Below are 21,189 nucleotides of genomic sequence, written 5' to 3'. Positions count from 1 at the left end.
ATCGCATGAAGCTGGATTCGATGTACCAGGAAGTCATCCTGGACCACTACAAGCACCCGCACGGGCGCGGTCTGCGGGATGGCGACGCCGAGGTGCACCACGTCAACCCGACGTGCGGTGACGAGATCACGTTGCGCGTGAAGTACGAGGGCTCACAGATCGCGGATGTGAGCTACGAAGGCCAGGGCTGCTCGATCAGCCAGGCCTCCGCCTCCGTACTGAACGAACTGCTGGTCGGCAAGCAGCTCGCCGAGGCGCAGAAGATCCAGGAGACCTTCCTGGAGCTGATGCAGTCCAAGGGCCGCATCGAGCCGGACGACGCGATGGAGGAGGTCCTGGAGGACGCGGTGGCGTTCGCCGGGGTCTCCAAGTACCCCGCCCGTGTGAAATGCGCCCTGCTGAGCTGGATGGCGTGGAAGGACGCGACGGCCCAGGCCCTGGGCGAGGCCGACGCCGAAAGGAAAACGGCATGAGCGAGACCATTGAGATGAAGCCGGCCTCGGAGGAAGAGGTCCGCGAGGCGCTGTACGACGTGGTCGACCCCGAGTTGGGCATCGACGTCGTCAACCTCGGCTTGATCTACGGCATCCACATCGACGACGCGAACATCGCGACGCTCGACATGACCCTGACGTCGGCGGCCTGTCCGCTGACGGACGTCATCGAGGACCAGGCCAAGTCCGCCACGGACGGCCTCGTCAGCGAGCTCCGGATCAACTGGGTCTGGATGCCGCCGTGGGGCCCCGACAAGATCACGGACGACGGGCGTGAGCAGCTTCGGGCGCTCGGGTTCAACGTCTGAGTTCGCATATACGTGTGTGGGGGCCCCGGCAGCTGCCGGGGCCCCCACACGTTTGTTGAGGTCACGCACCGCGTTTCACGGTCGCCGTTGACGGCTCAGCTCAAGCCGTCGACCAGCCGGAACGCCGAGTCGGCCCGGTACAGATTGCTGTGGTCGTACGGATCCAGCCGGAGCTGGAAGTTGCGGTGGCGCACGAAGCGGCCGGGGTAGTTGACCGCTTCCAGCATCACGGCGCCGGAGTACGAGGACGGGCGCGGGCAGAACGTCGCGTCCTTCTTGAAGAGCTCCGAGCCGTCGTGACGGTCCGTACGGAGGCGGAAGTCGCGATGGCGGACGTAGCTTCCGTCGCCGGTGGAGAAGGACACGCAGTCGGGGTTGGCGAGTCCGGGTACGAGCTTGAAGGTGGAGTCCCGCCGGGTCTCGTCGGAGCTGCCGGAACTCACCTGGTCGAGCCGGCCGGTGCCGTCGCTGAAGTGCCAGTAGCGGTCGGGGTAGTTGACCGCCTGGACCGACTTCCGCGAGGAGGCCGGCGGCTTGGCGGGGGCCTTGCTCGAGGCGGGAGGCTTTGACGGCTCGGGGAGGGGCTCGGAGCCCCGCTGCTGGGCCTCGGAAGAGTCGGGACCGTCCTTGCCGTCCGAGGCGGCGTCCTCCTCGGGGGAAGGCTGCGGTGAGGAAAGGCCGCTCTTTCCGCTGGGCTCCGTGGTGGGGCCTTCGGGGGTGTAGCCGGGGACGACCGGCTGCTCGGCGGAGGTGGTCTGCGGCTCTTGCGACCCCTTGCCCTCGGTCTTGTCGAGTATGGCGATCGCGGTCACCGTGGAGGCCAGCACCGCCACGGCCAGTACGCCGGCCAGGTAGAGGCGGCGCGTCCCGGGTATGCGGCCTCCGTCGAGGTCTTCGCCGGTCTCCCATACCTTCGGGGGCTGTTCCGCGGGGAGTTGGGGATCCGCCGTTTTGGCAGCGGCACGTGGGGGACGGCCCTGGGCGCCTTTCGGCTCAGGCGCGGGCTGGTCCGGACCGGGTCCGGGCTTGCTGTCTGGCATGCGCTGTTCCTCCAGCGTCGCCTTGAGGCGAACGCGGATTGGTCATGTGCCCTCGCCATGAGAGGAAGCACGAGAGGAAGCGGAGGTCGCGGACACACGGAACGAACGGCTGTGGCCGTGTGACTCCGGTGCGCGACGGTGAAACAGTAGTAGACCCGGCGCCTTCTGAGCAGGCCTTTCAGAGAGCGGTTTCAAACCGGAGGGAACAATTTCATAACCTGAAGCAAATCACGCTCACTTGGTGACCGAACCGCACCGTCCCGCATGCTCCCGGCGGGGAGCATGCGGGGAGTGACGCAGCGTCAGCGTGCGAACGCCGACAGGCCGGCGGCGATCCTCTCCCGGCTTCCGTCGTTCTGAACGGGCGCGGCCGTGAGCACGTCCAGGTGCTGGTAGCCCGGCAGGACCACGGGGTTCTCGTCCTGGGGAATGTGGTCCGCCAGGATTCCGTCGCCCGCGACAAACGTGACCTTGGGGTTCGCGGTGAGGCCCTCCTTGTGCACCAACTTGCCCGCGAGCTGCGGATCGTCGATCAGCTGGATGTCCGTGACCAGCCTGGTCGGGAAGTAGTCCTCGGTGAAGTCCAGCGGCTGTTCGGAGAGGCTGCGGGCCAACTCCCCGATGTCCGTGACCTCCTTGGCGGCGGTCGTGAACGGGGCGCCACTGGCCGAGCGGTACACCGGGTCGTCCGCCGCGCCCACCCGGTCGTAGTTGCGCCAGGTGTAGAGGGGGCCGCCCGGCTCGTCCGGGATCGCCTTCAACTCCGTACCGAAGAGGGCTGGTTGGGCCGGGTCACTGTTCGAGACGGGGAAGTTCTTGTCCACGATCCCGGCACCGCCGCTGCCATTGCCGCCCGCACTGTCGAAGAAGCCCACGCTCGTCTGGATGAAGGCGAGCGGCGCCGAGTGGTCGTCCATGAAGGCGCCGAGCACCGCCTCGTTGGTGAGCCGGAAGTCGCGGATGGTGGGGCTGCCCTTGAGGAAGACCTCCGAGTTCTTGGAGAACAGCATGCGGCCCGTCGTCTCGACGTTGGCGTTCGACGGAACCGAGTCGAGCAGCGCGGACTCGGCGTCGGGCGCTTCACGGGCGGCCAGACCGCTCAGCGCGAGCAGGTTCATCGTCTCGGGATTGAGCACTGCGGGAAGCGCGAGGAACCGGGGCAGAATTCCAGTGCGCAACCCGGCCTGTACCGCGGCATAACCGATGCTCGTGTCCGGGATCAGTCCCGGCAACAGGGACCCGCCGGGACCGGACGGCGTGCCGTTCAGGTCGTCCAGCGAGGTGGAGATCGTGGTGTCCAGGGCGAAGTAGCCCGCGCACTGGTTGAAGCCCGCGTCCGCCTTCGTCGCGGGGTTCGAGTCGAAGTCCCAGGTGGCGAAGACGCCGGTGAGGACGCCGCCCAGCGAATGCCCGCCGCACAGCACCTTCTCCTTGCGCAGCTTCTGGCCGGGCAGTTCGGCGGACAGGAGGTCGTACTGGTCGCGCACGGTCTGCTCCAGGCCGACCTCGGCGAGCCAGCCCGCCTGACCGCTCGTCAGGAAGCCGTCGAACTTACGCCCGTCGACCTGCTTGCCACCGTAGTAATAGTCAACGGCCTTCGTCGCATTGCCCGTTCCGATCCCGGCGTTGTCCTCAAGGCAGTTGGAGCGCCGGTCCAGCGCCCAGAACTCGATGTGCCGACCCTTCTCGGCTGCCGCCTTCACCGTGTTCCGGGCCACGCTGTCGAAGGCGCCCGCGCCCTCCAGAATGCCCGGCTGGGCGACCAGGATCCTGTCGGCGTCGGCGGACTTCGAGGGCCCGTCCGACGACCGGTAGCGCAGGTACGACAGCCAGTCGCAGCGCGCCGGGTGACTGCCGGCCGAGACCGGCAGCGGGATCCGTACGGACACCTCGGTCTCAGTGACTTCGGTGACCGGCGACGTGGACTCCACGGCGGTCTCCGTACGGCCCGGTGTTCCGTCTGCCGACGGTGCCAGGGTCAGCGCCGCCACGGCGAGCGCTCCGGCGGCCAGGGCACGCGTCCAGGGCCTGTTGCGATGTGCGGCTCCTCTGCTCATGGCCGCACCGTAACCAGCGGTAACTCGCGGGCTCTACAACGGAATGCGCGCAAACGACAGTGGCCATTGCGCGGATCCGCACAAGTTCGTCGTCCGGCCGTCGTGATTCCGGTGGCGAGGGCCGGCCACGAGTTCCGCGTTACCGGGACCCAGGAAGACGCTCCTCGACTGAACCGTCTTTCCCGATCCCTCCCCCCTTGTGTACAGGCGTACGCATCGATGTGTACGCTCGTACGCATGGGATACGCACTGCTCATCGTCGCCATCGCAGCCGAGGTGGCCGCCACGACCGCCATGAAGTACAGCGACGGCTTCAGCAAACTGTGGCCCACGGTGGGGACCTGGGTCGGATACGTCATCTCCTTCGTGCTGCTCGCCCAGACGCTGAAGACCGTGTCGGTGGGCACGGCGTACGCGATCTGGGCCGGAGTCGGCACTGCGGCCATCGCGGCGATCGGGATGGTGTTCCTGGGGGAGGGACTGAACGCGGCGAAGGCGGCCGGGATCGCGCTGATCATCGTCGGGGTCGTGGTGCTGCACCTGGGCGGTGGGCACTGATGGGCCGCCATGTCACAAGGGGGGTGCACTGATGGTCCGGCGCTACGACCCCGACAGGCGCCGGCGGATCATCGACGCGGCCATCCGGGTCGTGGGCGCCAAGGGCATAGCCGGGCTGAGCCATCGCTCCGTCGCGGCCGAGGCCGATGTTCCGCTGGGCTCCACCACGTACCACTTCAAGACCCTCGACGAGCTGATGGTCGCCGCGCTCCGCCAGGCGAACGAGGGCTTCGCCAAGCTGATCGCCGCACGTGGTGCCCTGGAGGACCCGAGGAGCGACCTGGCCGCCGAACTCGCCGGCCTGACGGGCGAGTGGCTGGCGGGCGACCGTACGGGAGTGGAGCTCGAGTACGAGCTCTACCTCGCCGCCCTCCGACGCCCAGCCCTGCGCCCCGTAGCCGCCGAATGGTGCCAGGAACTCGCCGAGCGCATCGCCCACCGCACCGACCCGGTCACCGCCCGCGCCCTGGCCGCACTGCTGGACGGCATCTGTCTGCAGGTGCTGCTTACGGGGACGGCGTATGACGAGGAGTACGCCCGGGAGGTGATGGCCCGCGTGATCCCCTGAGCCCTTTCTGTGCGGTGCCCATGAGCCGTGAACCTTCTGCCGCCCATCGGGGAACAGAGGGGTGACAAGATCGGCTCGGGACGACGAAGCAGGGGGAGGCCTTGTGACGGGTCCACCGCCAACGGAGACGCAGGCGCCGGACGATGCCGAGGTCGTCGCCCAGTCGCTGGAGCAACCGGAGCTGTTCGCCCGGCTCTACGACCGGTACTCGGCCGACATCCACAGGTACGTGACCCGGCGTCTCGGTGACGGCATGGCCGACGACATCACCGCGGACACCTTCCTCACGGCGTTCCGCATCCGTGGCCGCTACGACCTGACGCGCACCAACGCGCGCCCCTGGCTGTACGGCATCGCGGGCAACCTCATCGGCAAGCAGCGGCGTACCGAGGTGCGGGCGCTCAAGGCGCTGGCGCGGACCGGGCACGACCCGGTCGCGGCGTCCTGGGTCGAGGAGACGGAGAGCCGGGTCGCGGCGCAGGGACCGCTCGCCGGTGCCCTGGCGGCGCTTCCGGCGGCGGACCGACATGTACTGCTGCTCGTCGCCTGGGCCGACCTCACCTACCAGGAGGTCGCCGAGGCCCTGGACATCCCGGTCGGGACGGTCCGCTCCCGGCTCAACAGGGCCCGGCGCAAGGTGCGTGCGGCGCTCGGCGCCGACCCGGCGTTCGTCAGCGACGCGGCGGAGGTGGCGTAGCGATGGAGGACATGACGCGGGTGCGGGAGCTGCGCGCCGAAGCGCCGGTGCCGGACCGCGGGCGGCTCGCGCCGGGGCGCGGGCGGCTGGTCGAGGCCGCGAAGGCCGGGCAGCGGCCCGGGAACGTGAGGCGGCGACGGGTGTTCGTGATCGCGGCGGTCGTGGCCGCGGTGACCGCGGTCGCCTTCACGGTGTCGTTTCTGGTGGAGGGCAGCGGCTCCGGGCGGAAGGTGCAGCCCGCGGCCTCACCGAGCATGAGCCTGAAGGGGCTGAGCGCGGCCGAGTTCCTGGAGCGGGCCGCGGACGTCGTGGAGCAGGAGCCGCCGGCCACGGAGCCCCGGGCCAAGCAGTGGATCTACACCAAGTCCAGGCAGGAGGCGCGGGGCAGGAACGCGAAGGTCATGGTGCCCGTCGAGGAGGAGTGGATCCAGTACGACGGCACGCTGGCCGCCCAAGAGGAACGGGGCAAGCTCCTCACCCACGAGAACCCCAACCCCTCGCCCCGCGAGGCGTACCGGTTCCTGACCGCCCTCCCGACCGACGGCGAGCAGGTGCTCGAGGCCGTCCGCGACGCCTACGACGACGAGTCCCGGACGGACGTGACCAGGACGCAGCGGGACTACGGCGAGATCCGCGGCCTTCTCAACGCCCACCTGGTGCCGCCCGACGGGTTGGCGGGGCTCTACCGCGCCCTCGCGACGCTGCCGGGCGGGAAGGTCGTTGACCACCTGGTGAAGACCGCCGACGGACGCAGGGTGATCGCCCTGCGCTACGAAAGCCCCTACAAGGACGGGCCGACGGACGAATGGCTGCTGGACCCGGAGACCCGCCGGATCGTCGGCCTGCGCCAGCTCGACGGTCACGACAAGCCCGCCTTCGGCACCTCGATCGTGACCAGGGCGGTGGTGGATGAGGCCGGTCAGCGTAGCTGAGCCCGTGGCAGCCGCGGCTGCCACGGCACGGGCCGGGCGCCCGTTCTCTGAGACGCCCCGTCCACGGGTTCGCCCGGATGGCTCCCCGCCGGTTAGGTTGCCCCCATGACCGACACGACTGCTTCTCGCACCACCGGCGCCGTCGCCGCCGGCCTCGCCACGGTCGCCGCCGACGGCACCGTTCTCGACACCTGGTTCCCCGCGCCGGAGCTCGTAGCCGAGCCCGGTCCGTCCGGTACGGAGCGGCTGTCCGCCGAGCGTGCCGCCGAGTTGCTCGGCGGCGGCGCGACCGCGGCGATCGGGCCGGACACCCGCCGGGGCGTCGATGTCGTCGCGGTCCGCACGGTCATCGCCTCGCTCGACGAGAAGCCGATCGACGCGCACGACGTGTACCTGCGCCTCCACCTGCTCTCGCGCCGCCTGGTGCAGCCGCACGGCCAGAGCCTGGACGGCATGTTCGCGCACCTCGCCAACGTCGCCTGGACCTCGCTCGGCCCGGTCGCAGTCGACGACCTCGAGAAGGTCCGGCTGAACGCCCGCGCCGAGGGCCTCCACCTGGCCGTGACGTCCGTCGACAAGTTCCCGCGCATGACGGACTACGTGGCGCCGAAGGGCGTACGCATCGCCGACGCCGACCGGGTCCGGCTCGGCGCCCACCTCGCCGAGGGCACCACGGTCATGCACGAGGGCTTCGTGAACTTCAACGCGGGCACGCTCGGCACGTCGATGGTCGAGGGCCGTATCTCAGCCGGGGTCGTGGTGGGCAACGGTTCGGACATCGGCGGCGGCGCCTCCACCATGGGCACCCTCTCCGGCGGCGGCAACGTCCGCATCACCATCGGCGAGCGCTGCCTGATCGGCGCCGAGGCGGGCGTCGGGATCGCGCTCGGCGACGAGTGCGTGGTCGAGGCGGGCCTGTACGTCACCGCCGGCACCCGCGTCACGATGCCCGACGGCCAGATCGTCAAGGCCCGCGAACTCTCCGGCGCCTCGAACATCCTCTTCCGCCGCAACTCGGTCAGCGGCACGGTGGAGGCGCGGCCGAACAACGCGGCGTGGGGCGGGCTGAACGACATCCTTCACAGCCACAACTAGTTCCGCATCAGCCGAGCGCCCTCCCACGGTCACCGTGGGAGGGCGCTCGGCTTGCTGTGGAATTTCTCTCGGCAGGGGCATAGCGGGATGCCGCCGGGCGCGTCCGTAGAGGTGGGAGCGGGGGAGGCCCGCCGGGAAAGAGACGGTGACGATGGATGCCCAAGGGCAGGAGCGCTTCCGGGAGTTCGTGGAGAACCGGTCGTCGGCGTTGCTGAAGACCGCCGTCCTGCTCAGCGGCGGAGACCGGCACGCCGCCGAAGATCTGCTGCAGAACGCGCTGATCAAGGCCGCGGGCCGATGGCAGCGGATCGACGAGCCGGAAGCCTACGTACGGCGGATCCTGTACCGGCAGCAGGTGAGCAGGTGGCGGCTGAAGTGGCGAAGACGGGAGCTGACGGTCGCCGAGCCGCCCGAGGGGACGGGCGGTGGTGACGCCGCCTCCGCCGCCGAGCTGCGCATCGTCATGCGCGGGGCGCTGGCACGGCTGACCCCGCGGCAGCGGACCGTGCTCGTGCTGCGGTACTTCGAGGATCTGCCGGAGGGCGACGTGGCCCGGATCCTCGGCTGCTCCGTCGGGACCGTGCGCTCCACCACGCACCGCTCACTCGCCCGGCTGCGCGCCCTCGCACCCGAACTGGCCGCACTCGGACTCGCCGACGCCGAACAGAACCCGTCCCGCGACTTCTCGCCCGTGGAGGTACGCCCGTGAACGTCGACGAACTGGTGCGTGACTCCCTGCGGGAGCAGGCCACCGAGGCCGTGCCCGTCCCCCCGCGGTTCGCCGACCGCGTTCTGACCGCCCGGCGACGCCGCCGTACCCGTGCTCTCGCGTCCGTCGCCGCGGCCACCACCGCCGTGGTCGCCATCGTGGTGGCGCTGCCGATGCTGGATTCCGGCAAGGACGGCGCGCGGCTCGCGACCGAGATGAACCAGAGCGACGTCATCGCCCACCCCGACCAGTCGCCCCCACGCGACATGATCGCGGCAGGAGACGTCGCGCTGGCCGCGTACTACACCCGGAAGAACGTCAAGCAGACGGACGACCGTGCCGTCGCCGTCCGCGAGTACCGGCTCCTCGACCAGAAGACCGGCAAGTACGAGAAGGCCACCCAGTGGTCCTTCATCGACATCGCCCCCGGCATGCGAACCGCGGCCGTCCTGGAGAAGGACCTGCCCACCCAGCGGATCGGCCTGCTCAACCTGCTCACCGGCGAGGTCGAGCGCTGGATCCCGGTGGACCGCGGCGTCGCGGGCGTCGCCTTCTCGCCAGACGGGGGCAAGCTCGTCGCGACGACGTACAAGACGAACCCCGACCTGCGGTACAAGGTGGACTACGACAGCGACGGCGACGGCAAGAACAATGACTACGACCAGTCGCAGGACCAGCCGCGGAACGGCTTCTACGTCATCGACGTGGCCTCCGGCAAGGGATCGTGGAGCGAGGTCCCGGAGGGCGACGAAAGCAACGCCCGTCAGGACTTCGCCTTCAGCCACGACGGCAAACTCGTCTACTCCGGGCTCTCCAGGGCACCCCACATGCAGTACTACGACTTCGAGGGCAACCAGGTCGACAAGCCCGCGAACGAGAAGTACACGCACTGGTTCAACGACGCGGGAGTGTCCCCGAACGGCAAACTGGCCGCGACCAACGGCGCCGTCCTTGATGCCTACACCGGCGAGCGGATCGCCAAGGTGCGGGGATACGACCCGCTCGCCTGGGTCGGCGACGAGCGGCTCATCGTCTGGTACAGCGAACCGGGCCAGAACGAGCACCGCAATCGGCTTGTCGTCGTCACGATCGGCAGCGACGAACTCGTGCGGCTGAGTGGAGCTCTCAAGGGGAAGGACGGCGCGCCGGGACGCTGGACGCCGATCTTCGCCGAACGCTGATCTTCGCCGAACACCGATCAGGCGGCCACGAGCCGCTCGTACGCGGCCAGCAGCCCGTCGACCGTCTCGTGGCCGGCGGGCCGCAGCGGTGCGCGAACGGGACCGGCGGGGAGGCCGAGGGCACCGAGCAGGGCCTTCGCCGTGACCGTGCCGGGCAGGCCGGACGCCATCATCAACTCGACGAGAGGGATGGCGCGGCGCTGTCGCCGGGCGGCCTCCGTGGTGTCACCGGCGTCGAACGCGTCCAGGATGCCCCGGAGTTGGCGGGGTGCGGCGTTGGCGACGGTGCTGATGTATCCGGCGCCGCCCACCGCGTACAGGGGGAGCGTGAACTCCTCACAGCCCGTGTAGTACGCGAGGTCCGTGCGGGCGAGTACCTTCTGGGTGCCGAGCAGGTCGTACGCGCAGTCCTTGACCGCCACGATCCGCGGATGCGCGGCGAGGCGCAGCATGGTCTCCGGCTCGATGCGGGTGGCGGTGCGGCCCGGGATGTCGTACAGCGCGAGCGGCAGCCCGGAGGCGTCCGCGATCTCCCGGAAGTGGGCCTCGAGGGCTTCCTGGGGCGGCTTGCTGTAGTAGGGCGAGACCACCAACAGGCCGTCCGCACCCGCCTTTTCGGCCTCCTGGGCCAGCTCGATCGTGTGCCGCGTGTCGGAGGTCCCGACGCCCGCCACCACCGCGGCCCGCCCTCCGACCGCCTCGACCACGGCCCGTACGAGCGCGGCTTTCTCGGTGTCCGTCGTGGTCGGTGACTCCCCGGTCGTTCCCGACAGCACCAGCCCCTCGCATCCGTCCGTGACCAGCCGCTCGGCCAGGGCCTGCGCACCGTCAAGATCGAGCAGCCCGTCCTCGGTGAAGGGCGTGATCATCGCGCAGAGGGCGCGGCCGAAAGGCGGGGCGGGGGATGTGGTCATGTCCGTAGTGTCGGCACACCGACGCTGAAGCTCCACTTAATTCTCCTACGAGATATCCGTAAGGAACCCTGCGCGGTGGCCGAAGCTGAGCGTGCGAGCGCGGTCTAGGAACTCGGCGGCCTTTGGGTCACCATGGCGAGGAACGGTAGTTGGTGATCGGTCACGGGAGGCGTTATGAGGCTGGGTAAGGCGCTCGCCACCGGAGTCGCCGAGGAGCGGCCGTGGGTGGAAGAGGAACAGGAAGAGCTTCAACTCGCTGAGGAGATCGAGGAGTTGGAGCCCGCCGCCGAAGAGGTTCCGGTCGCGCGATGAGGTGGCGGCTCCCCGAGGAACGTCCGGCGGAGCCGCCCACCGGATTCAAGATCGCCCACCCGATGCTGTCGCAGGACGGCAGCCGGGCCGGGTTCACCGGTGTGTCGCTGGGCGGCGCGCTGCCGTACGGGGTGCTCGACGAGGCCCGCTGCGTGTACGGGCTGCGGCACCGGGCACCGCATCGCCGCTGCGACTGCGGCTTCCACTGCGTGCACGACCGTACGGCGGCGGAGGCCATGTTGTGCACCGCCGAGCACCGGACCGCCGTACTCCTCGAGGTGTCGGTCCTCGGCGCCTACCTGCGCTTCGAGCTCGGGTTCCGTTACGCCCGGCAGCGGGTCCGTACCGCCACGGTCGGCCCCTGTACGTGCGGCTCTGTGGCCGTGGCGCTGGCCGACGCCGGTTGGGGCAGGCCCGGCTGGCGGGCGCTCGCGGCGAGCTGCGCCGGATGCGTACGCGGCCGTCCGTCCGTATCCCTGGCGACCTTCGCGCGGCTGGGCGGAGAGGGGCTGCGGGTACGGGCCGGGGGCGGTGCCGCACCGTCCGGCGGTGACCTGCCCGAAGGGCTCGGCGTGTCCGAGCTGATCGCCGAGGCCGCGCTCCTGCAGGCCCGGCTCGACTGGTTCCAGACCCAGCTGGCCCGGTTCGGCGAGCAGGGGGCCGGACAGGAGTAGCGCCGACTCGGCGAGCACAGGCGCCGGGAACGGGTAGCGGCGGCTCGGTGGGGTACTCGGTCGTCCCGAGACGAGAGGAGGCGGGGCGCTGTGACCGAGACCATGCAGCGGCGGCCGGAGGAAAACCACTCGGTGGGTGAACTGGTCGGACAGGCCACCGAACAGCTCTCCGAGCTCGTACGGCAGGAAATGCGGCTCGCGAAGACGGAGCTGGCGCAGAAGGGACGGCGCGCGGGGCGAGGTGGCGGGCTGCTGGGCGCGGCCGGTGCCATCGCCTATGTGGGCGTGATGGCCCTGGCCGGCACCGGCGTCGCCGCGCTTTCCCTGGTGCTGTCCGTATGGGCCGCGGCGCTCATCGTCACGGCCGTACTCTTCGTGGTCGCCGCCGTCCTGGGCCAGGCCGGCCGCAGCCAGCTGCGCCGCGCCGCGCCTCCCATGCCCGAGAAGACCCTCGACAGCGTCCGGACCGACGTTGACGAAATCAAGGAAAGGGCTCATCGATGAAGGAGAGGAAGAACAAGAACGGCGTCGAGGCTGGGGCTGCCGGGGCTGCCGGGGCTGCCGCGGCCGGCGCCGCGGGAGCCGCCGGGGCCGGAGAGCCTGCGGAGTCCGCCGCGCCCGAGGACGCCGCGAAGGCGGCTCGTGGGGCCAAGGGCCCGGACGAACTGCGACAGCAGATCGCTCAGACCCGTGCGCAACTGGGCGACACCGTAGAGGAGTTGGCCGCCAAGGCGGATGTGCGGGGCCGCGCGCGTGCGGGGGGCGCGAAGCTCAAGAGCAAGGCTTCCGGCGCCGGGCATGCCGTGCAGGACAAGGCCGCTCATGCCGGGCACGCGGTACAGGAGAAGGCCGCTCATGCCGGGCACGCGGTACAGGAGAAGGCCGCCCACGCCGGGCATGCCGTGCAGGCGAACGTGCCGCAGCCCGTGCGTACCGCCGCGACAGCGGTCGGTCAAGCCGGGCGGCGACACCCTCGGTCGCTGCTGATCACCGGAGTGGGAGCTGCGATCGCGGCGGGGTTGCTGCGCCGTCAGCCCCAGGGCCACCGCTACATCGTGGGCAACCGCCGGACCCCCGGCCTCGGTGGCATCGGCTTCCGCCGGACCAAGGGCCTCGGGCGCATTGGCATCCGCCGCACGAGGGGCCTCGGCCGCATCGGTCTCCGCGGCCCCAGGGGCTTCCGCCGCACCGGCTTCCGCGGCACGACGGGCCTCGGCCCCATCGACTTCCGTCGTACCACGGGCCTTCGCCGCTTCGGTCTCCGCCGCACGAGCGGTCTCCGCTTCCGCCGCGCTACCGGCCTCGGTCGCGCTACTGACCTCCGCCGCGCTGTGGGCCGTCGCTGACACCGGCAGCCGTCACAGCGCCACAGTCATCTTGTTGCCGCCTTCATGACCTTGACCTGAACTTTGGTTGAGGTCAGAGGGTGGGAGGTGCTCGCACCGAGCATCGAAACACTGGAGGCTGTGATGACCACGCGCCGTACCGACGTGCACCCCGATATGACCCGCCCCGCAGTCAGAGCTCCTTTCTTCAGCACCTGGCGGGTGGGGACGCCCGAGCGGCAGAAGCGGACCGTCGAGGCGATCGCAGACACCTGGGAGAGCAGGCCCTGGCCGACCGAGGGCCTGCTCGGCTATTACGTCTACACCGGCCACGACGGCACGACCCTGCTGCACCACTCGCAGTGGGCGGATGAGCAGGCGTACGAGGCGTTCACGAAGGTCCACCGGCAAGGGCGCGTCGACGAGATCGACACCGCGGTTCCCGGGATCGAGCGGGTGGCCCTCGGACGGTACCGGCACTACCGCAGCGGCACCCGCCCCGAGGCGGAGCCACGCGTACCCGGCTGCATCGTGATCGTCGACGTCGAGTTCGAGGGTCCGGACCCCGACCGGCAGCGTGCCTGGGTGGACGCCGTGTTCGAGGCGCTGGAGAGCGAGCCGAAGCAGCACACCGGCGGGTTCTCCGCCCACTTCCACCTGAGCACCGACGGCACGAAGGTCCTCAACTACGCGGAGTGGGAGAGCGCGCAGGCCCACATCGACGCCTTGTCCGGCCCGGGCGACGGCGTCGGATCGCGCACGCCGCAGTGGGAGCGCGTACAGACATACCCCGGCCTGAAGGGCTCCACGGTCAGCAGGTACTCGTACGCCCTCGGCCTTGTCCCGAAGTGACTCGCACCCCGAAGTGACCGCACCTCGAAGTGGCACACCGAAAACTCTAACCGTCTGGACAAGAAAAACTTTCGGTGAGACGGTGGAGCCATGTTGGACGTCACCGTGATCGAGGACCCGGCGGCAGCCGCCGCCTCCCTGGACCCCAAAAGGGCCCAGTTGCTCGCCGAGCTGGCGGCCGGACCCGCGTCGGCCGCCATGCTGGCCGGCAAGGTGGGGCTGCCGCGCCAGAAGGTGAACTACCACCTCAAGGCGCTGGAGCGGCACGGCCTGGTCGAGCTCGCGGGGGAGCGCCGCAAGGGCAATGTCACCGAGCGGCTGATGCGCGCGACCGCCGCGTCGTACGTCATCTCGCCGCTCGCGCTCGCCTCCGTGCAGCCCGACCCGGACCGCTTCCGGGACCAGCTCTCGGCCCGCTGGCTGCTCGCACTCGGCGCCCGGCTGGTCCGGGACGTCGGCTTGCTCATCACGGGCGCGGCGAAGGCCCGTAAACGGCTGGCGACGTACGCGCTCGACGGCGAGGTCCGATTCGCCTCGGCCGCCGAACGGGCCGCGTTCATCCAGGAGTTGACGGCCGGTGTGAGCGCGCTGATCCGCAAGTACGACGCGCCCGATGCCGAGGGCGGCCGGGATCACCGGATCGTCGTCGCCGTCCATCCCACGGTCAAGCCCACGGCGGCCCAGCCCACGGTCGAGGACCAACCCGCCCCGGAACTGAACCAGTAGCAGCCAGAAGTGCTCAGGAGCCCACCATGTCCAAGGAATTCGAGATCGCCCGCGAGTTCGAGGTCGACGCCACACCGGAGCAGGTGTGGGACGCGATCACCAACAACACCGGTGGCTGGCTGTGGCCGTCGGAGCCGCCCGAGCCGCGCGTGGGTGGCAAGGGCGCGATGGGGTCCACGGTCACCGCCTGGGACCCGCCGCACCGCTACGTCAACCGCATCGAAGACGTCGAGGGCATCTCCGAGCAGACCCTCAACCAGCTCGACTACACCATCGAACCGCGCGACGAGGGCCGCCGTGCCTGGGTGCGGTACGTGCACAGCGGCATCTTGGTCGACGACTGGGACAACCAGTACGACGCCGCGGGCCGGCACACGGACTTCTATCTGCACACGCTGCGCCAGTTCCTGACGCAGTTCGGCGGACGCCCGGTCGTCGCCTTCACGACCTTCGACGGACCCGAGGCCTCCAAGGCACCGGACGCCTTCGCCGCGGTGGGGCGGGCGCTCGGCCTCGGGGACGACACCGCAGAGGGCGCGCGGGTCCAGGCGCGCGGTCCGGAGGGTCAACTCCTCGACACTGAGGTCGACTTCCGCAATCCGTACTTCCTCGGGCTGCGCACGGAGGATGCCCTCATCCGCTTCTTCGGCCGTAACCACTGGGGCTATCCGGTCGGCATCTCGGTGCACGACTTCGCGCCCGGTGCCGACGCCAAAGCCGACGAGACCGCCTGGCAGGGCTGGCTGAACAGCGTCTTCGCCTGAGCCCGTACAGGCGTACGTGCGAGGCGGAAAAGGGAACGAGCCCGGCCCCCCGGACGACGGGGCCGGGCTCGTCCGCGCACAGGAACTACGGCCTGAACCGGAGGACCTGCGGGTCGTGGTCGCTGATCTGGTCGGCGAACTCCGCGTTGATGTGCACGCTGTCGTAGCTGAAGTCGCAGTACTTACGGATCGACGGGCTGATCAGGATCTGGTCGAGGACCTGGCTGTTGCCCTGGAAGTCGTAGCTGTAACGCTCGCTCTTCGGCAGGGACTTGATGGCCGAGTAGAGGACGCCGTCGTCCTCCAGGAGCTTCGTCGTCTGAGAGAACTCGAAGTCATTGATGTCGCCGAGCGTGACGACGGACGCGCTCTTCTGCGCTGCGAGGATGTCCTTGACGAAGGCGTTCACCGACTTCGCCTGGAGGTGGCGCTGGGTCTCCGAGGAGCGGACCGGCGGCTGGTACTGGGAGTGCAGCGCCTGGTCACCGCCCTTCGACGCGAAGTGGTTCGCGATCACGAACACGGTCCTGCCGCGGAAGACGAACTCGCCCACCAGCGGCTTGCGGCTGTTCTGCCACGCCTCGTCCGTCGGGTCGATACGGCCCGGGGACGCGGTGAGCTGCGCCTTGCCCTTGGTCTTCGTGACCCCCACGGCGGTCGTCGCGTCGCCGCCCGCGCGGTCGGTGAAGGAGACGCGCTCCGGGTTGAAGAGGAATACATTGCGTATGTTGCCGCCCGGCTGGCCGCCGTCCGCCAGGTCGACGGGGTCGATGGCCCGCCACTCGTAGGCCGGGCCGCCCGCCGCGGTGATCGCGTCGGTCAGCTTGCGCATCGTCTCGTCGGCGGCGACCGTGCCGTCGTTCTTCGCGCCGTTGTTGTCCTGGATCTCCTCCAGGGACACGATGTCGGGCGACTGCAGGTTCTTCACGATCGCGGCGGCGTGATCGGCGAAGGAATCGTCCGTCGGGTCCAAGTTCTCGACGTTGTACGTCGCCACCGCCAGCTCGCTCCGCGACTGCTTACGGGTCGTCTCGCGCTCCAGTCCGCCGTCGGCGACCGTGCCCAGGGTGCGGGCGGTCAGCGTGTAGCCGCCGAACTGCGTGTAGTCGAGCGGGCCTTCGGTGGTGCCCTTCAGGGTGTCGCCGACGTTCGCCGTCGGGAACGGCTGCGTGGCCGTCGGGATCAGTGACTGGATCTGCAGCCGGCCGGTGTTCTGCGCGTCGTACGAGCCGTAGACGGTGCCGCCGCGGCGGTTCGGGTTCTCGTACGGCTTCACCGTCACCCACAGCTCGGAGAACGGGTCGGTGGCGGTGACGACACGCGAGGAGCCGATCTTGACGTTCATGCCCTCCAGGGACTCGTAGAAGTCGAGGGCGTACTTTCGCGGCTGCAGGGCCAGCCCGTTGACCGAGCCGTTCGCGTCCTTGTCGCCCGCGGGCGCGTACGTGTCCGGTACGGAACGACCGCTGATGGTCGTGGCCGCCGGGAGCGCGTTGCCGCTCGACACCACCGTCACCGTCGGCCTGGTGATCTCCGTGACCGCCTGGTTGCCCGAGGACGTACCGCCCGGCACGAACTCCGTGACGGTGCCCGAGACCTTCACCGAGTCCCCGACGGCGACCTTCGGCGTGGAGCTGGTGAAGACGAAGATTCCTTCGCTGGTGGCCGGGTTGTCGTCCGCGTTCGGGTCCTGGATCCAGAAGCCACGGGACGAACCGTAGGTCCGTACGCCCGTCACGATGCCGGTCACATCCGTGACCTGCTGCCCCGCGAGCGGGGATGTCCGGGTGCTGCCCTGAATGTCGTGGACGGCCACGGCATCCGCCTGGGCGGAGCCGGTGAACACCACGGCGGAGACGGTGGAACAGACGGCGGCGACGGTGAGCGCGGCTATGCGCGCGGAAGACTTGCTCGGCAACGGAATCCCTCCGGGGACTTACATGAGCGCCGGGACGAGGGTGGTGCAAGGGACTGGTGGATCCAGTGGAGCCTGAGGAGCAATAGGGCTCTACGCGCGTCAATCTCGTGTGTGGCCACGTGACTTGTCAAGGTTTCAGCCATGTACGGGTTCTGACAGGTTCATGAACTAGGCCGAGTGGGTTGAAATCCGTCTAGGCTGAGGCTGCGGTCAAGGGGCGGCCGGAGCACGACGTGCGGGACGGCCGCCCGACCCCATGCACCTGTGCACGGTTGTACGTCCGAGGAGAGAACCAGCCGATGTCAGACAGCTCCACCCTGCCGCCGGTGCGGCTGACGTCCGAAGCGGAGCTCGCGCGGGACGCGCTCGCCACGCCCCTGCTCTCCCGTGCCGTACGCCTCGCCCGCTGGGCCGGCCCGGACACCCGGGTCGGAGCCGGCGGCGAACTCGTCGAGGATCAACTGCCGGGCGCCGCCGCGGAACTCGGCCTCGAGGGGGAGGATGCCGCCGCTCTCGCGAGCGAGGCCTGGCGGGTGGCTGTGGACACCGGCCTCGTCGCGGTCCTGGACGAGGAGGAGGGGACGGTCGACAAGGGCGCCGAACTGGCACTCGTCACCTCGGGTGCGCCGGCCGACGTGCTGAGCCTGTGGCGCATCGCCCTGGACACGGCGCTCGCCGACGCCAGCGTGCCCGACCTCGACGACCTCATGACCGCCATGGACGACGACGGCGAGATCGACTTCTCCGCACTGGACTGGGACCCGGACGCGGAGGCCGACTTCCTCGACGGCGTGCTCGGCAACCTCTACCTGCTGACCGTCAGCGAGGACGGAGCCGGCGACAGCCCGGTGCCGCTGCCCGCGCTCGCCGCCTCGGCGGTCGTGCCGGACGACATGGCGGAGCCCACGAACGACGTCCTGGAGCAGGTGTCGGACGTGATGATGCGGCTCGACGACCAGTTCCGGCTCCTGGAACCGGCCGGTCTCGTCGACTTCCAGCCGGTCGACGAGACGCTGATGACCGACCCCGAGGAGGAGCCCGCGGCGCCGTCCGACGAGACGGACATCTCGCGGTACGGAATGGTGCGGCTCACCCCGCTCGGCCTCTACGGCATCCGGACCCGGCTGCGGGAGGACGGGATCCACGCCCCGGCGGTCGGCGACCTCGCCGACAAGGGGGCGGACGCCCTGCTCGACGGCACCTCCACGTTCCCGCCCGCGGCAGCACAGGCCGAGACCGATCAGTGGCTCGCCCGGCGTGAACCCCTCGCCGCCGCACGGGAGTTGCTGGCCGCGGCCCGCGGCTCCGACCCGGGCGCACCGCTGCGGAGGCTGCTCTGCCAGCAGGCCCTGTCGCTCGTCGGCGGCGAGGCCTCACAGGCCCTGCGCGAAGTACTCGACGACCCCGAGCTGGGCGGGCTCGCCCGGGTGTGGCTCACCGAGCGGGGTGCCCCCGACGTGCCCGCACCCTCCGAGGAACTGATCTTCTGGCTGACCGTCGACACGATCGCCGCGCAGCTGGCGGCGGAGGGCAACTCCGAGGAACTCCAGTCCCTGGTCGAAGGGCTCGCGGCCCAGCACAGCAGCTTCTTCGCCGCCGCCTGGCGCGTCGACCACCCGGCCACACCGGATGTCCTGGAGGCCATGGGGCGGCTCCACCCGGACAAGAAGGTCGCCAAGGAGGCCCGTAAGGCGGCGTTCAAGGCGCGGTCGCAGAAAGGGGGCTGACGGGTGTAAGGGGGCTTCGGCGCGGGTGCGTTCCAGGGACTCACGAGCCTCTTTGCGACTGCTCCTGCTCCGTCTCGCCCTGCGCCTCGCTCTCTGACCCGGCCTGCGTCTCGCTCTGCGTGTCGTCCTGCGTGTCGTCCTGCGTCTCGCCGTCGCCCATCGGCAGCACGCGTACGGGTACGCCCTCGAGCTCGTCCGGAATCACGTCCTCGGGCCGGAGACGGTCGCGGGGCACCTCGTGGGTGACGAAGACGACGATCACATCCTCGCCCGAGTCCTCGTCCCGGCCGATGCCGACACCGGTCACATGGGCCAGCCCCATCAGCCGGTCCTCATGGAGGCGGCGCGCCTGACGTGCGTCCACTCCGGCTCGCCTCCCATGGGTCGTGCGGATGATTAATGCCTATTTTACGAAGATTCTTCCGATCATTCGTTCGCACGCCGGGATTGCTGGGCCATATGGGTGGTCCCTTGGCTCCCGGTTGTCGGTCCGCGTTCAACCAGAGTTCAGTCACAAGCGGAACGGTGTGGCCCAAGGCCGACAATCGGCCACCCTCCACGGTCCCACTCCACCGTCACAGGAGACAGACAGCATGTCGCTCACTCGTAGGGACTTCGCCAGACGGTCCGCGGTCACCGGTGCCGGTGTCGCCCTGGTCGGCAGCGTCGGCGCCTTCGCCACCGCGCCGGGCGCCCTCGCGACCCAGGACACCGAGACCATGGGGGACGACGCGGATGCGGGGGACGCCGCGGAACGCCCGGGCGGCGGCGTCGGCTACGGCCCGCTCCTCCCCGACCCCAAGGGCATCCTCGCGCTGCCCGCCGGGTTCTCGTACCGCGTCCTCACCTACAGCGGCAGAACCAAGCTGGAGTCGGGGGAGTTCACTCCGCAGGAGCACGACGGCACGGCCGCCTTCCCGGGCCCGCGCGGCACGACCCTCCTCGTCAACAACCACGAGCTCAAGGGCCCGCGCGCCAACTGGGACCACCCGGTGCCGCTCACCGAGGGCCTCGTCTACGACCCGGCCGCGTCCGGCGGCTGCACGGTCGTCGAGGTGCGCCCCGACGGACAGGTCGCCGAGTGGGTCGGCATCGCCGGCACCTCCACCAACTGCGCGGGCGGCAGCACCCCTTGGGGAACCTGGCTCACCTGCGAGGAGAACTCCGACCGGGCCGGCCAGAACGGCATGACCAAGGACCACGGCTACGTCTTCGAGGTCGACCCCGTGGACCGCCGCGCCAACCGCGACCCCAAGCCCCTGAAGTTCTTCGGCCGTTACGACCACGAAGCCGTGGTCATCGACCCCAAGCGCGGCCACGCCTACCTCACCGAGGACGACGACGAGCCCAACGGCCTCTTCTTCCGCTGGGTCCCGCCGAAGGGATTCACCTACGGCCGCGGCAAGTTCCGCACCCTCGCCGACGACGCCGGCGTCCTGCAGGCCCCCAAGTGCTATGACTCCGGCGGCCGTTACGTGGACGACCTGTCCCGCGCCACGAAGATCGGCACCGTGTACGGCGTCGACTGGGTGGACGTACCCGACCGCGACGCCAAGACGGTCGCGGTGCGCAAGCAGTTCGACGAGGGCGAGGTCACCCGCGCCCGCAAGCTCGAAGGTATGTGGTGGGGCGACGGCGGCGCGTACATCGTCTCCTCGTACGCCCGTGAGGAGAGCCCCGTCCAGCACGACGGCCAGGTCTGGTTCTACGACCCCCGGCGCCGCACGCTCACCCTCAAGGTCCTCCTCGGCGTGAACCCCGACCCCACGGCGGATGGCGCCTTCGACGGCCCCGACAACATCACCGTCTCCCCCTACGGCGGCATCGTCCTCGCCGAGGACGGCGAGGGCGTCTCGCATCTCTTCGGCGCGACCGACAGCGGCCGTACGTACCCGATCGCCCGCAACGACCTCAACGTCGGCACCGAAGAGGAGCCGGAATACGGCGAGTTCGCAGGCATCACCTTCTCCCCCGACGGCAAGACCCTGTACGCCAACATCCAGGAACCAGGCATTCTGCTCGCGATCACGGGGCCCTGGAAGCGCCAGACGCTCGGCTGATTAATTCATTGGATCGGCCCGCGGTACGCCTCCTAAAGTGATGCATGTCCAGGTGCGAAGGCAGGACCTACTTCCACTGATAATGGGGCGGCCGCGGGTTCGAGTCCCGCCACCGGTACAACGCGCCGGTGTAGCTCAGGGGTTAGAGCACCTACGTCGGTTCCGCCGGCCTTGAACTCTGGACACCACAATTTCATGCATGTCACGCACCTCCCGGTGCGCAGGCTGCGGCTACTTCTCTCTCAAGGAATCCACGCCGCAGCCGACTTGATCTCGGG

At 69.8% G+C, this 21,189-nt stretch carries 23 protein-coding genes; 18 read left to right on the top strand and 5 right to left on the bottom strand.

Going from position 1 to position 21,189, the window contains the following annotated elements; translation table 11 throughout:
- Positions 1-5: 5 nt before the first annotated feature.
- The gene (sufU, locus tag ACFYO0_RS31960) at positions 6-473 is read left to right on the top strand and encodes a Fe-S cluster assembly sulfur transfer protein SufU (protein ID WP_165340002.1); all 468 of its coding nucleotides are present in this window, start codon (positions 6-8) and stop codon (positions 471-473) included.
- Positions 470-802 (top strand): metal-sulfur cluster assembly factor, encoded by a 333-nt coding sequence (locus tag ACFYO0_RS31955; protein ID WP_033317897.1) that lies wholly within the window; start codon positions 470-472, stop codon positions 800-802. The genes sufU and ACFYO0_RS31955 overlap by 4 nt, the downstream gene beginning before the upstream one ends.
- Positions 803-897: 95 nt before the next feature.
- Here ACFYO0_RS31955 and ACFYO0_RS31950 read toward each other — a convergent pair whose 3' ends face one another.
- Together ACFYO0_RS31950 and ACFYO0_RS31945 are read right to left on the bottom strand one after the other, a co-directional pair.
- Complete coding sequence (locus tag ACFYO0_RS31950) at positions 898-1,842, bottom strand: AbfB domain-containing protein (RefSeq protein WP_388683041.1); 945 nt, start codon at positions 1,840-1,842, stop codon at positions 898-900.
- A 302-nt stretch (positions 1,843-2,144) separates the two neighbouring features.
- Positions 2,145-3,899, bottom strand: a complete 1,755-nt coding sequence (locus tag ACFYO0_RS31945; RefSeq protein WP_388683038.1) for a hypothetical protein — start codon at positions 3,897-3,899, stop codon at positions 2,145-2,147.
- A 237-nt stretch (positions 3,900-4,136) separates the two neighbouring features.
- Here ACFYO0_RS31945 and ACFYO0_RS31940 point away from each other — a divergent pair, with 237 nt between their 5' ends.
- The 7 genes from ACFYO0_RS31940 (at position 4,137) to ACFYO0_RS31910 (ending at position 9,639) form a co-directional block, all read left to right on the top strand.
- Positions 4,137-4,457, top strand: coding sequence for a DMT family transporter (locus tag ACFYO0_RS31940; protein WP_388683034.1), 321 nt, complete (start codon positions 4,137-4,139; stop codon positions 4,455-4,457).
- 31 nt (positions 4,458-4,488) lie between these two features.
- Positions 4,489-5,025, top strand: a complete 537-nt coding sequence (locus ACFYO0_RS31935) for a TetR/AcrR family transcriptional regulator (RefSeq protein WP_388683031.1) — start codon at positions 4,489-4,491, stop codon at positions 5,023-5,025.
- 103 nt (positions 5,026-5,128) lie between these two features.
- Positions 5,129-5,722 carry an RNA polymerase sigma factor gene (locus tag ACFYO0_RS31930; RefSeq protein ID WP_388683030.1) on the top strand — a complete coding sequence of 198 codons (594 nt, stop codon included), beginning with the start codon at positions 5,129-5,131 and terminating at the stop codon, positions 5,720-5,722.
- 2 nt (positions 5,723-5,724) lie between these two features.
- A complete protein-coding gene (locus ACFYO0_RS31925) occupies positions 5,725-6,654 on the top strand; it encodes a CU044_5270 family protein (protein ID WP_388683027.1) in 930 nt (309 codons plus the stop codon).
- Positions 6,655-6,759: 105 nt separating this feature from the next.
- A complete protein-coding gene (gene dapD, locus ACFYO0_RS31920) occupies positions 6,760-7,749 on the top strand; it encodes a 2,3,4,5-tetrahydropyridine-2,6-dicarboxylate N-succinyltransferase (protein WP_388683025.1) in 990 nt (329 codons plus the stop codon).
- A 151-nt stretch (positions 7,750-7,900) separates the two neighbouring features.
- Positions 7,901-8,458 (top strand): SigE family RNA polymerase sigma factor, encoded by a 558-nt coding sequence (locus tag ACFYO0_RS31915; RefSeq protein WP_388683023.1) that lies wholly within the window; start codon positions 7,901-7,903, stop codon positions 8,456-8,458.
- Entirely contained in the window at positions 8,455-9,639 is a 1,185-nt protein-coding gene (locus ACFYO0_RS31910; protein WP_388683020.1) for a WD40 repeat domain-containing protein, read from the top strand. Before ACFYO0_RS31915 ends, ACFYO0_RS31910 begins: the two co-directional genes overlap by 4 nt.
- Positions 9,640-9,656: 17 nt before the next feature.
- On the opposite strand, the gene dapA is transcribed toward ACFYO0_RS31910, so the two are convergent.
- Positions 9,657-10,553, bottom strand: coding sequence for a 4-hydroxy-tetrahydrodipicolinate synthase (gene dapA / locus ACFYO0_RS31905; protein WP_388683019.1), 897 nt, complete (start codon positions 10,551-10,553; stop codon positions 9,657-9,659).
- Between the two features lie 174 nt (positions 10,554-10,727).
- Between dapA and ACFYO0_RS31900 the strand changes: the two genes are divergently transcribed.
- The 7 genes from ACFYO0_RS31900 to ACFYO0_RS31870 all read left to right on the top strand — a co-directional run bounded on the left by ACFYO0_RS31900 (position 10,728) and on the right by ACFYO0_RS31870 (position 15,206).
- On the top strand, positions 10,728-10,865 hold the full coding sequence (locus ACFYO0_RS31900; protein WP_388683017.1) for a hypothetical protein: 138 nt from the start codon (positions 10,728-10,730) through the stop codon (positions 10,863-10,865).
- Positions 10,862-11,539 carry a hypothetical protein gene (locus ACFYO0_RS31895; protein ID WP_388683014.1) on the top strand — a complete coding sequence of 226 codons (678 nt, stop codon included), beginning with the start codon at positions 10,862-10,864 and terminating at the stop codon, positions 11,537-11,539. Before ACFYO0_RS31900 ends, ACFYO0_RS31895 begins: the two co-directional genes overlap by 4 nt.
- Before the next feature lie 90 nt (positions 11,540-11,629).
- Entirely contained in the window at positions 11,630-12,043 is a 414-nt protein-coding gene (locus ACFYO0_RS31890) for a phage holin family protein (protein WP_388683012.1), read from the top strand.
- On the top strand, positions 12,040-12,885 hold the full coding sequence (locus ACFYO0_RS31885) for a DUF3618 domain-containing protein (RefSeq protein WP_388683010.1): 846 nt from the start codon (positions 12,040-12,042) through the stop codon (positions 12,883-12,885). Before ACFYO0_RS31890 ends, ACFYO0_RS31885 begins: the two co-directional genes overlap by 4 nt.
- A gap of 123 nt (positions 12,886-13,008) precedes the next feature.
- On the top strand, positions 13,009-13,716 hold the full coding sequence (locus tag ACFYO0_RS31880) for an antibiotic biosynthesis monooxygenase (RefSeq protein WP_388683007.1): 708 nt from the start codon (positions 13,009-13,011) through the stop codon (positions 13,714-13,716).
- A gap of 90 nt (positions 13,717-13,806) precedes the next feature.
- A complete protein-coding gene (locus ACFYO0_RS31875; protein WP_388683005.1) occupies positions 13,807-14,442 on the top strand; it encodes an ArsR/SmtB family transcription factor in 636 nt (211 codons plus the stop codon).
- 26 nt (positions 14,443-14,468) lie between these two features.
- A complete protein-coding gene (locus ACFYO0_RS31870) occupies positions 14,469-15,206 on the top strand; it encodes an SRPBCC domain-containing protein (protein ID WP_388683002.1) in 738 nt (245 codons plus the stop codon).
- An 85-nt stretch (positions 15,207-15,291) separates the two neighbouring features.
- Here the strand turns inward: ACFYO0_RS31870 and ACFYO0_RS31865 are convergent, their stop codons facing one another.
- Positions 15,292-17,124, bottom strand: a complete 1,833-nt coding sequence (locus tag ACFYO0_RS31865) for an endonuclease/exonuclease/phosphatase family protein (RefSeq protein ID WP_388683000.1) — start codon at positions 17,122-17,124, stop codon at positions 15,292-15,294.
- Positions 17,125-17,423: 299 nt separating this feature from the next.
- Between ACFYO0_RS31865 and ACFYO0_RS31860 the strand changes: the two genes are divergently transcribed.
- On the top strand, positions 17,424-18,851 hold the full coding sequence (locus tag ACFYO0_RS31860; protein ID WP_388682997.1) for a hypothetical protein: 1,428 nt from the start codon (positions 17,424-17,426) through the stop codon (positions 18,849-18,851).
- Positions 18,852-18,891: 40 nt separating this feature from the next.
- Here the strand turns inward: ACFYO0_RS31860 and ACFYO0_RS31855 are convergent, their stop codons facing one another.
- Complete coding sequence (locus ACFYO0_RS31855) at positions 18,892-19,215, bottom strand: hypothetical protein (RefSeq protein ID WP_388682994.1); 324 nt, start codon at positions 19,213-19,215, stop codon at positions 18,892-18,894.
- Between the two features lie 229 nt (positions 19,216-19,444).
- Between ACFYO0_RS31855 and ACFYO0_RS31850 the strand changes: the two genes are divergently transcribed.
- The gene (locus tag ACFYO0_RS31850) at positions 19,445-20,911 is read left to right on the top strand and encodes an alkaline phosphatase PhoX (RefSeq protein ID WP_388682992.1); all 1,467 of its coding nucleotides are present in this window, start codon (positions 19,445-19,447) and stop codon (positions 20,909-20,911) included.
- Positions 20,912-21,189 lie beyond the last annotated feature (278 nt).

The sequence above is a fragment of the Streptomyces sp. NPDC006365 genome, from assembly GCF_042870755.1.
Taxonomy (GTDB): Bacteria; Actinomycetota; Actinomycetes; order Streptomycetales; family Streptomycetaceae; genus Streptomyces; species Streptomyces xiangluensis.
This window is presented reverse-complemented; position numbering and strand designations above follow the sequence as displayed.

Bases quoted from the DNA above. Each gene is read 5' to 3' on its own strand.
- sufU (WP_165340002.1), top strand. From the start codon at position 6: ATGAAGCTGGATTCGATGTACCAGGAAGTCATCCTGGACCACTACAAG.
- ACFYO0_RS31955 (WP_033317897.1), top strand. From the start codon at position 470: ATGAGCGAGACCATTGAGATGAAGCCGGCCTCGGAGGAAGAGGTCCGC.
- ACFYO0_RS31950 (WP_388683041.1), bottom strand. From the start codon at position 1,842: ATGCCAGACAGCAAGCCCGGACCCGGTCCGGACCAGCCCGCGCCTGAG.
- ACFYO0_RS31945 (WP_388683038.1), bottom strand. From the start codon at position 3,899: ATGAGCAGAGGAGCCGCACATCGCAACAGGCCCTGGACGCGTGCCCTG.
- ACFYO0_RS31940 (WP_388683034.1), top strand. From the start codon at position 4,137: ATGGGATACGCACTGCTCATCGTCGCCATCGCAGCCGAGGTGGCCGCC.
- ACFYO0_RS31935 (WP_388683031.1), top strand. From the start codon at position 4,489: ATGGTCCGGCGCTACGACCCCGACAGGCGCCGGCGGATCATCGACGCG.
- ACFYO0_RS31925 (WP_388683027.1), top strand. From the start codon at position 5,725: ATGGAGGACATGACGCGGGTGCGGGAGCTGCGCGCCGAAGCGCCGGTG.
- dapD (WP_388683025.1), top strand. From the start codon at position 6,760: ATGACCGACACGACTGCTTCTCGCACCACCGGCGCCGTCGCCGCCGGC.
- ACFYO0_RS31915 (WP_388683023.1), top strand. From the start codon at position 7,901: ATGGATGCCCAAGGGCAGGAGCGCTTCCGGGAGTTCGTGGAGAACCGG.
- dapA (WP_388683019.1), bottom strand. From the start codon at position 10,553: ATGACCACATCCCCCGCCCCGCCTTTCGGCCGCGCCCTCTGCGCGATG.
- ACFYO0_RS31900 (WP_388683017.1), top strand. From the start codon at position 10,728: ATGAGGCTGGGTAAGGCGCTCGCCACCGGAGTCGCCGAGGAGCGGCCG.
- ACFYO0_RS31895 (WP_388683014.1), top strand. From the start codon at position 10,862: ATGAGGTGGCGGCTCCCCGAGGAACGTCCGGCGGAGCCGCCCACCGGA.
- ACFYO0_RS31885 (WP_388683010.1), top strand. From the start codon at position 12,040: ATGAAGGAGAGGAAGAACAAGAACGGCGTCGAGGCTGGGGCTGCCGGG.
- ACFYO0_RS31880 (WP_388683007.1), top strand. From the start codon at position 13,009: ATGACCACGCGCCGTACCGACGTGCACCCCGATATGACCCGCCCCGCA.
- ACFYO0_RS31875 (WP_388683005.1), top strand. From the start codon at position 13,807: ATGTTGGACGTCACCGTGATCGAGGACCCGGCGGCAGCCGCCGCCTCC.
- ACFYO0_RS31870 (WP_388683002.1), top strand. From the start codon at position 14,469: ATGTCCAAGGAATTCGAGATCGCCCGCGAGTTCGAGGTCGACGCCACA.
- ACFYO0_RS31860 (WP_388682997.1), top strand. From the start codon at position 17,424: ATGTCAGACAGCTCCACCCTGCCGCCGGTGCGGCTGACGTCCGAAGCG.
- ACFYO0_RS31850 (WP_388682992.1), top strand. From the start codon at position 19,445: ATGTCGCTCACTCGTAGGGACTTCGCCAGACGGTCCGCGGTCACCGGT.